Below are 1,693 nucleotides of genomic sequence, written 5' to 3' on the forward strand. Positions count from 1 at the left end.
GCAGGGCAAACTCTGGATGCTCCAGACCAGGATCGGCAAAAGAACCGCTGCCGCGGCTTTAAAGATCGCAGCCGATATGGTTACGGAAGGTTTGATAACGAAAAACGAAGCCGTTCAGCGGATCGATCCAGAGCAGCTCGACCAGCTCCTGCATCCGCAGTTTGATCCCAAGGCGAAGGTCGCGGTTCTTACGAAAGGCCTTAACGCCTCACCGGGCGCTGCGGTCGGCAAAGTCGTTTTCGATGCCGAAACCGCTGAGGAGATGGCCGAGAAAGGCGAGAAAGTAATCCTCACCCGCTGGGAAACCACCCCTGATGACCTGCACGGTATGGTTGCGGCACAGGGGATTTTAACCAGCCATGGCGGCAAAACCAGCCACGCGGCGGTTGTCGCCCGCGGTATGGGCAAGCCCTGTGTTTGCGGCGCCGATGCCATGTTGGTCGATGCGAAGAATAAAGTGTTCTCAGTTGACGGCACCCAGGTAAGAGAGGGTGAAATTATATCAATCGACGGCACCACGGGCCGTGTTGTTATCGGTGAAGTGGCGCTTGTGCCGCCGACGCCGACAAAAGAGTTCGATCTCATCCTAGGATGGGCGGATCAGATCAGAAGACTCGGTGTTCGCACCAACGCCGATACTCCGGAGGATGCGGAAAAAGCCCGCCGGTTCGGGGCCGAGGGTATCGGGCTTTGCCGTACCGAGCACATGTTCCTCGGTGACCGCCTGCCGATCGTCCAGCAGATGATCCTGGCAAAAAGCAAAGAAGAAGAGGATGATGCGCTTCAGAAACTGCTCAGGGTTCAGAGGGATGACTTCCTCGGTATCTTCAAGGCTATGGATGGCCTGCCGGTGACCATCAGGCTGCTCGACCCGCCGCTTCACGAGTTTCTCCCAAATCCGACCGATTTAAAGGTCGAGATCACGAGAATGGAAATGAGCGGTGCTCCTGCGGCTGAAATCGCGCCAAAGCAAGAGCTTTTAGATAGCGTCGAGAAGATGGCCGAGATGAACCCGATGCTGGGCTTGCGCGGTTGCCGCCTCGGCATTATGCACCCAGAGCTTTACAAGATGCAGGTGCGCGCCATCATGCAGGCTGCCTGCCAGTTTAAGAAAGAGGGCGGCAATCCGAAGGTCGAGATAATGATTCCACTCGTGGCCATCGTTAATGAACTAAATACACTCCGTGCGGAGAGCGAATCGGTTGTCGCCGAGGTTATCGCAGCTACCGGCGTTGATGTCGATTACAAAATCGGAACCATGATCGAGATCCCGAGGGCCGCAATTACCGCGGATGAGATCGCCACAGTTGCGGACTTCTTCTCCTTTGGAACAAACGATCTCACCCAGATGGCATTCGGCTTTAGCCGCGACGACATCGAGGCTAAGTTCTTACCCAGGTACCTGGAGCGCAAGATATTGCCGCGCAACCCGTTTGAGACCATCGACGAGGGCGTTGCCAAACTCGTCGCAATGGGCTGCGAAAACGGCCGCAAAACCAATCCGGATTTAAAGCTGGGCGTTTGCGGCGAGCACGGCGGCGATCCCGACTCGGTTAAAAAGTTCCACGAAATAGGCCTCACCTACGTAAGCTGTTCGCCGTATCGCGTGCCGCTTGCAAGGTTGGCCGCAGCTCAGGCGGTTCTTGGCGCAGATGGCTCGACGGCCTAAGATGCCGGTGATAGAAATAAATAG

At 56.3% G+C, this 1,693-nt stretch carries 1 protein-coding gene; it reads left to right on the plus strand.

Annotated elements, in window-relative coordinates; genetic code table 11:
• A partial coding sequence (locus tag COY37_RS02335) for a putative PEP-binding protein (RefSeq protein WP_286975854.1) occupies window positions 1-1,669 on the plus strand: 1,669 nt, incomplete at its 5' end.
• Window positions 1,670-1,693 lie beyond the last annotated feature (24 nt).

This window comes from Candidatus Aquicultor secundus, from assembly GCF_002791875.1.
Taxonomy (GTDB): Bacteria; Actinomycetota; Aquicultoria; order Aquicultorales; family Aquicultoraceae; genus Aquicultor_A; species Aquicultor_A secundus.